This is a genomic window from Streptococcus wuxiensis, from assembly GCF_040888245.1.
GTDB classification, from domain to species: Bacteria; Bacillota; Bacilli; order Lactobacillales; family Streptococcaceae; genus Streptococcus; species Streptococcus wuxiensis.
The window spans coordinates 25,782-32,445 of record NZ_JBFNFE010000009.1 but is presented as its reverse complement, the minus strand read 5'-3'; the positions used below and the strand labels follow the sequence as shown (position 1 = coordinate 32,445).

The 6,664-nt window shown below is 40.1% G+C and carries 12 protein-coding genes; 11 read left to right on the top strand and 1 reads right to left on the bottom strand.

What is annotated here, in order from left to right; genetic code table 11:
* Window positions 1-203 precede the first annotated feature (203 nt).
* Window positions 204-455: a hypothetical protein gene (locus AB2B47_RS08390; RefSeq protein WP_320694096.1), complete on the top strand. Its 252-nt coding sequence runs from the start codon at window positions 204-206 to the stop codon at window positions 453-455.
* On the opposite strand, the gene AB2B47_RS08385 is transcribed toward AB2B47_RS08390, so the two are convergent.
* Window positions 426-635, bottom strand: coding sequence for a hypothetical protein (locus tag AB2B47_RS08385; RefSeq protein ID WP_320694095.1), 210 nt, complete (start codon window positions 633-635; stop codon window positions 426-428). The genes AB2B47_RS08390 and AB2B47_RS08385 overlap by 30 nt on opposite strands.
* Window positions 636-740: 105 nt before the next feature.
* On the opposite strand from AB2B47_RS08385, the gene AB2B47_RS08380 reads away from it, so the two are divergent.
* The 10 genes from AB2B47_RS08380 (at window position 741) to AB2B47_RS08335 (ending at window position 6,658) form a co-directional block, all read left to right on the top strand.
* Window positions 741-1,025: a DNA-binding protein gene (locus AB2B47_RS08380; RefSeq protein ID WP_320694094.1), complete on the top strand. Its 285-nt coding sequence runs from the start codon at window positions 741-743 to the stop codon at window positions 1,023-1,025.
* Between the two features lie 13 nt (window positions 1,026-1,038).
* Complete coding sequence (locus AB2B47_RS08375) at window positions 1,039-1,257, top strand: hypothetical protein (protein ID WP_320694093.1); 219 nt, start codon at window positions 1,039-1,041, stop codon at window positions 1,255-1,257.
* Window positions 1,250-1,540, top strand: coding sequence for a hypothetical protein (locus tag AB2B47_RS08370; RefSeq protein ID WP_320694092.1), 291 nt, complete (start codon window positions 1,250-1,252; stop codon window positions 1,538-1,540). Before AB2B47_RS08375 ends, AB2B47_RS08370 begins: the two co-directional genes overlap by 8 nt.
* 269 nt (window positions 1,541-1,809) lie before the next feature.
* Window positions 1,810-1,995, top strand: a complete 186-nt coding sequence (locus tag AB2B47_RS08365) for a hypothetical protein (protein ID WP_320694091.1) — start codon at window positions 1,810-1,812, stop codon at window positions 1,993-1,995.
* A gap of 43 nt (window positions 1,996-2,038) precedes the next feature.
* Window positions 2,039-2,998, top strand: a complete 960-nt coding sequence (locus tag AB2B47_RS08360; protein WP_320694090.1) for a recombinase RecT — start codon at window positions 2,039-2,041, stop codon at window positions 2,996-2,998.
* 5 nt (window positions 2,999-3,003) lie between these two features.
* Window positions 3,004-3,834 carry a PD-(D/E)XK nuclease-like domain-containing protein gene (locus AB2B47_RS08355; protein WP_320694089.1) on the top strand — a complete coding sequence of 277 codons (831 nt, stop codon included), beginning with the start codon at window positions 3,004-3,006 and terminating at the stop codon, window positions 3,832-3,834.
* A 140-nt stretch (window positions 3,835-3,974) separates the two neighbouring features.
* Window positions 3,975-4,439, top strand: a complete 465-nt coding sequence (locus AB2B47_RS08350; RefSeq protein WP_320694088.1) for a Cas9 inhibitor AcrIIA9 family protein — start codon at window positions 3,975-3,977, stop codon at window positions 4,437-4,439.
* Window positions 4,436-5,800, top strand: coding sequence for a PcfJ domain-containing protein (locus AB2B47_RS08345; RefSeq protein WP_320694087.1), 1,365 nt, complete (start codon window positions 4,436-4,438; stop codon window positions 5,798-5,800). The genes AB2B47_RS08350 and AB2B47_RS08345 overlap by 4 nt, the downstream gene beginning before the upstream one ends.
* A 13-nt stretch (window positions 5,801-5,813) precedes the next feature.
* Window positions 5,814-6,146 (top strand): hypothetical protein, encoded by a 333-nt coding sequence (locus AB2B47_RS08340; RefSeq protein ID WP_320694086.1) that lies wholly within the window; start codon window positions 5,814-5,816, stop codon window positions 6,144-6,146.
* Window positions 6,143-6,658: a RuvC family protein gene (locus AB2B47_RS08335; protein WP_320694085.1), complete on the top strand. Its 516-nt coding sequence runs from the start codon at window positions 6,143-6,145 to the stop codon at window positions 6,656-6,658. Before AB2B47_RS08340 ends, AB2B47_RS08335 begins: the two co-directional genes overlap by 4 nt.
* Window positions 6,659-6,664: the final 6 nt, after the last annotated feature.

Genomic DNA, 6,664 nt, shown 5'->3' with positions numbered 1-6,664 from the left:
TTACAAAGTTGAAAAGTTCAAAAGTTGAAAAATCCGACACTAATAATAACTAATAAATAATAATAACTAACTATACAATAATCTAAGCCTTACGGCACTAACTTAGTAATAAATACTAACTTACAACAAACTAATACTTCTCTAAATAAATAAAAGAGAGAAATTTAAAATTTAGGACTTTGCAAAATTGAAAAGGAGTGCGCATGAAGCAATTAAAACTAAGCATTAAACCCAAACAAGAACCTACTGAGGGTCAATCTCTTAATTCTTCAGGTTATTCAGTAAAAATCAATGACTGGGAGCTTGGCCGAGGGGTAATTGATTTTAAGCTAGAAATGCCTGCGGATAAGAAACCAAAAATCACCATCACAGCAATTCCAGATGTTATTGAAATCGATGCGACAGTGATTGCTGAAATTCAGAAATTACAATCTGAAAGCGATATAGAATCCTGAGAAATCTTCTTCAAGATGTCCTGAAATTTGACCAGTTGAGATTAGTTTCTTAGCGGTATCTCTAAAATCATCTTGATCAAACTCTTCAGAACGGAAATCATGAGAAGTACCCGCTGGGACAGTCGGCTCCAGCTTAGCAAACTCTAAGATTTTATCAGCTATATTTTTATCAAATGACATTTTTTACCCTCCTTTCTGGTTTCATTATAGCAGAAAAGGGGATAGCAAAAAAGCACCTGACTGCAATCAGGCACTAATCAAAATTATTTACAAGAGGATTATATCATGAATGATCTAATGATTCAAATGTTAGACCAGTTTGAAGCTGGTTTGATGGATAGAACACTCAAAGTCATGACGATTGTGACCGATGAGAAAAGGCGTTATCCAATGGAATTAAACAAGTCGCAATGCTCAGAAATGTTACTTGGAACAAAGGACACGACGACATTCGACGAGCGCTTCAACCGACACGCAGATTTCCCAAGAATTGAGGGCAAGCGTGAAAAATATCCAAGGGATGCCGTCATTGACTGGTATCACAAAAACTGGCAGAAAACTGCAATTTGAAAAAGGAGCAACAATGAAACTATTTACTAAATTTAAACTCAAACACGAAGGTTTTTTCAAGGCAATCAACCTTGACTGGAGAGTAGTCGCAGTCGAGCTCATGGATGACCTGAACGAAGAACGCAAGCGTCGCTTTATGACCGACCAAGAAAACTACGACTTGAAGCAACGATTGGCTATCTACAAAGAAAAAGAACAATTAAACCAAAAGGGAGCACAACAACATGATTAACGTACTAAAAGCAATCAAAACGATCAAGAAAATTGAACAACTTCAGAAAGAAATGCACACTTTCAGTTTAGCCTTTCTGGCTCTACAAGATGTCGGATTGATGCCAGACGATGAAAAGTCGAAAGCTAAAGCTAAAGCGATGCACGATGTCAGTCACATGATCAAGGACGTCTTGGACGGCAAGTCGGTTGATGAAGCTACAGAGCGTCTTTCAATCAAGATTGAAACCAAAGAAGAAAACGAAGAAGTGGAGCAGGAAGAAGATGACGATACCAGAGATTGAGAATAAGCTCTATCCCTGCGTATCAGTCAATGAATGCAAGCGCCTTGATTGGTACAAAAAACACGACATCAAAAAGTACTTGAAGGAGATTTCTAAACTTTGGAGAAAGTACGAGGACCAATTAGATGGACGGATTGTTTAACTATGACAGGGACATGATGGAACCGCCTGAAGAGCAAGAAGAACTTGACCCAAACGAGTATGTATATATTGGCTGTGGGCAATGGCGCTATGTAGGTGACGAAATTTAAAAACGAAAGGGAGCACACATGATCAGTAGAGAAATGAATTCGATTGAAATTGAAGTTTTGAACTTGATTATTAACGAAGCAAGTTTTGAAGAGCCTATCACGGCATTAGATATCCGAAAAGAGACAGGCTTATCAAAGCGTATGCTTGAACAGGTAATCGAAAGCCTAAGGGTAAACTTCGGAAGAACAAAAATACACGATTGAAGCGTGAAAATTGGAACTTGAAGAAAACGAAAGGTAGAAAGAAATGAACGAATTAACACAAAAACAAATCACATCGAACGTTGCAACCCGAATTGAAGCCATGAAAGGTGAAGGCTTGCTAATCGCACCAAATTATAGCGTAAGTAACGCCCTGAGTTCAGCCTACTACGCATTAAAAAATGCACCTGGCGGAAATCTACTGGAGAAATGCACACCCGAAAGTGTTTATAATGCTTTGCTTGATATGGTCACACAAGGTCTAAGCCCTGCTAAGACACAATGCTATTTCATTCCTTATGGGAACACGGTTAAATTAAACCGTTCATATTTTGGAACCATGAAGGTCGTTAAACAGTTACCTGAAGTGAAAGACATCTATGCTCAGATTATCTTTGAAGGCGACGAGTTTGAAGCTGAAAACGTGGACGGGCGCTGGAAATTTGTCAGCCACAAGTCAAGCTGGAAGAACCAGGACAATCCAATCGAAGGTGCCTATTGTGTGATTGAAAAAACAGACGGGGAGAAAATCCTCACGATCATGACTAAGAAAGAAATTGATAAGTCCTGGGCACAGTCACGAAACGGAAGCGTTCAGAAGAACTTCCCACAGGAAATGGCCAAGCGCACAGTTATCAATCGTGCTGCCAAACAATTCTTTAACACATCAGACGACAATGACTTGTTCATTGATGCAGTCAATCGAACTACTGAAAATGAGTTTGACAACGAGCGCAACGTGAAAGACATCACCCCAAGCGAACCAGTAGAAACGCTGGACGCTATCATGGGCGAGGTGGTCGAACCTGAAGAAGTGCCAGAAGTTCAAGAGCCTGAAAAACCTAAAAAAGCACCTCGCAAGAAAAAGGAGGTCATTGAGCAAGAAGTGACAACCACTGATACAAGCCACCATGCTGAAGAAACTCCAAAATTCGACGAAGAAACGGGCGAAGTTTTTGAAGAAATCAGCTTGCTAGAAGGCAACACCATCAATGTGAAGGAGTAGGATCCATGGAAGAATTAACACAAGAGAACTACTACCAAGACACAAGCTGGTTGACCAACTCACGTTTCAAACGGTATCAGCAATGCCAAGCGAAAGCCTTTGCCCTAGATAGTGGCCAATGGGTAGAAGAGAGTGACGAGACCCCTCTCCTACTCGGCAACTACGTTCACAGTTACTTTGAAAGTCCAGAAGTGCATCAGCAGTTTATGTCTGAGAATGGCGAGAAGCTACTTGCCAAGACAGGCAAGAATAAAGGAAACCTCAAATCTGACTTTGTGATTGGCGACAAGATGATTGAAAGCCTGAAAGACGATGAAGGTTTCAACCGCTTATACCATGGCTACTCATCGGATGAAGTTCAAAAAGAATTGATTGTCTATGGCGAAATCGAAGGCGTACCAATCAAAGGGAAGTTAGACAGTGTAAATTTGAGCCGTGGCTACTTTGTGGATTTAAAAACCATGAAGTCCATCTATGCTGAAGAATGGAGCGCAGAACTCAAGAAGCGAGTGCCTGCTGCAGTCAATAACATTTTGAATTTTGGGTATCACGGACAGCTTGGTCTGTATCGTGAACTCTTAAAACAAATGACAGGAAACGATTTTAGACCTTACATCGTAGCGGTAAGCAAGGAAAACGTGCCAGACCGTGAAATTCTGAAAATTGACGATGAATGGCTTGAGGAAGGCCTAGAAAAAATCAAGTCCGAAATCGTCGAAGTCTGGAACGTGATCCAGGGGAAACAAAAGCCTAAGAAGTGCGGTCATTGTGACTACTGCAGAAGCCAGAAAAAACTAGATGCAGTCGTTACTCTGAACGACCTGATTGAAATGTAAATAAATTAAACAAGCCGTGCATTCTTGTAAAACTGCGAACTAGAAACACGTCAGTAAAGGTTATGTGACCTTGGACGAGCGACTGCCCGTATTTAGCCAAACTCACAACAACAGAGGCAGTCGCATTTTTTTGAAATGACATGAATGAAATCAAAGAAAAAGCTCTGGCCAAGTTGCTAGAGGAATTAAACAAACCACACGATCTTGCACTTGATTGCATTCATAACTGGATTTGTGGCCAGGAAGATGAAGAACTATTTCAAGGCATCTTAAAAGAGCGATATTCTCTGACATGCGCTCTAAAATATGCAAAAGAAAAAGCTCGCAAATTCGCTGAAAACGGAGTGGCTTGCATCGATGATGAGACTGTTTTTGGATGGATTCGAGAGTATTTCATTTCAAATTCACAAGTATCCAACATCGAGCAGGTACCAGTCGAAGCTATCAAGAAAGAAAAACCTCAGAATTCTCAAGAAGAGAAGATTGACGTGGCCAAAATTAGAAAAGGCGCTGGTCCAGGTGATGATATCATCAAGAAATCTAAAATTAAGAAGGAGAAAGGAGTAGTCGAAGGCCAATTGGACCTTTTTGAAGAATTAGCATGAGCAAGATCAACGAACAATGCAAGCGAGAAGCTGATAGACGTTTGAAACCACCTGCAGACTTTTGGAGATGGTGTTATTCGCAGATTACAACGTACAAATGGAGCAATAAGGACAAGACAATAATCGCTTCAGACTTAGACCTTGGCCATTGTATTGAAAAGCGACTGACGAAGTCGTCACGGCTCACTTTTTATGACAAGACCTATTTTTTCTCAATCGTTCTCAGCACGTCGAAACGCATCGAAATTCAATCTTATGAATTTAGCTCGAAGCTGGTCGAAGGGAAACAATTTATCAATTTTCAACTTACCAATCTAGAGCGATTTGAAAATGACAAACACACAAAGATTGGCCAGGATTTCAACGGACAATTTTATCCATATCTATTCGCTAATTTCTTTAGTGGCGGTTTTTACACAGGAAATATTTTTTATCCAAACAATTGGGAAAAGAGACTTCAAAAAGTATCCGAACTCAAATATTTGAAATTCGATAATATCTATTTTTGGGAAATCGAACGACTTTACAAATATAAGTTTGAAATTGAATTTGCTCAGAAAATTCATGCTTATAGATTGGCCAACGAAATCATGTATCCAGATTACAGGATTGGATTTACAAGAAATGTAGATATGCGAACCTTGAACCGCAGATGGCTTCAAAAGAACAAACAATTCTTTAAGAATTCGAATCGTAGTTTCAATGAATTTGAATTGAGCCGTCGGTTGAAAGAGCGGAACGGCCAGCTGGTGCCTGGAATCGAGTCTTATCTGACTTACCACGACATTAAGCATATACCGAAAGGTGTAGGGATCAATAAATTTCAAAAATGGGTTATTAAGCATCACATTGAATTCAATGAGTATCTTGATTATCTCAAAATGCTACGAGAAATGGGAATTGACCCTGAAGGCGATGCTATGCTTGTGCCAAAGGATTTTACGGCAATGCACAATCACACAGTCGGATTATACAATCAATTCGTTGAAGAAAGACGCAAACTGGAAGATAAGAAGAAACGCAAGCAACTTGAAGCTGAGTTTAAACTTAGAGAAGGAATGGATAAGACAATCAATGGATATGCTTTCCACGTTCCTAGAAAAGTGGCCGAACTGATCTACGAAGGGAAGAAATTACATCACTGTGTAAGTTCATACACAGACAAGCATTTCAAAGGGGATACCTTAATAGTGTTTGTACGTTTATCAAATCAACCAAAAATGCCTCTTTACACACTAGAAGTAAAACAGGGGAAAATAGTCCAGTTTCGTGGAAAATATAACCAGGATGTCCCAACCGATGTCTGGGACATAGCCAATGAATGGATGAAGCAAACAAAATTAGTACCAAAAGCAGCATAAAGGAGAAAAATAAATGCTAAATAAAATCGACATACCAGGGACAACAATCACACTCGAAATCGTGGATAAGAATATCACGATTACAAACAAGATTGAATATGATATGCAGATGCATTTCAGAAATGCGGACGCAGATACCTCTCTAGACACAAGTGGCGACGTGTTTGAACCTCTCTATTGGCTAGATATTAAGGCAACACCGAAAGTGCCGACAGAATACCATTCGAGCTTAGGAGTCAAGGCAGAGAAACGGAACTTGGCCGAACTTCAGAAATTCTTTGAGTTTATCGAGAATAACAAGCGTAATCTCTTTGACCTTTGTGGAATTAAGGGAGAGCTACAATGAAATCTCTGACATTATCGTTGGACATTTCAACTACTGCGACAGGATGGGCCTTATTTGAAGGTTCAGACCTTGTCGAGAGTGGTGTCTTTAAACATAAGAGCAAGTCATTCTTTGAACGTGGGCGCTTCATGGCTAGCGAATTGCGAGCCATTCAATCAAGGGCGCTCCAAAAGTACGACTGTCATTTTAAGTCGATTGTAGTCGAGAAAAACTCGGTCATGGGTCCCAATCAGCAATCCATGATTAGTATCGGAATTGTGACAGGTATCATCCTTGGACGGCTAGTTGCTGATAACGTGTACTTCGTGAACGTGTCGACCTGGCGCAAGTATTGGAAGTTCAGCTATAAAGACCGTAGCAAGAAATCAATGAAGATGCAGGCTGTTGCTAAGGTTTCAGACGGATTCAACCTGAATGTCAAAGACGACGAGGCAGATGCGATCCTTATCGGTTCGTATTTCGTAAATCATGGCCAAGAGTTTGGAGATTTAGAAAGTCATAAAGTAAGTTGAGGAGGT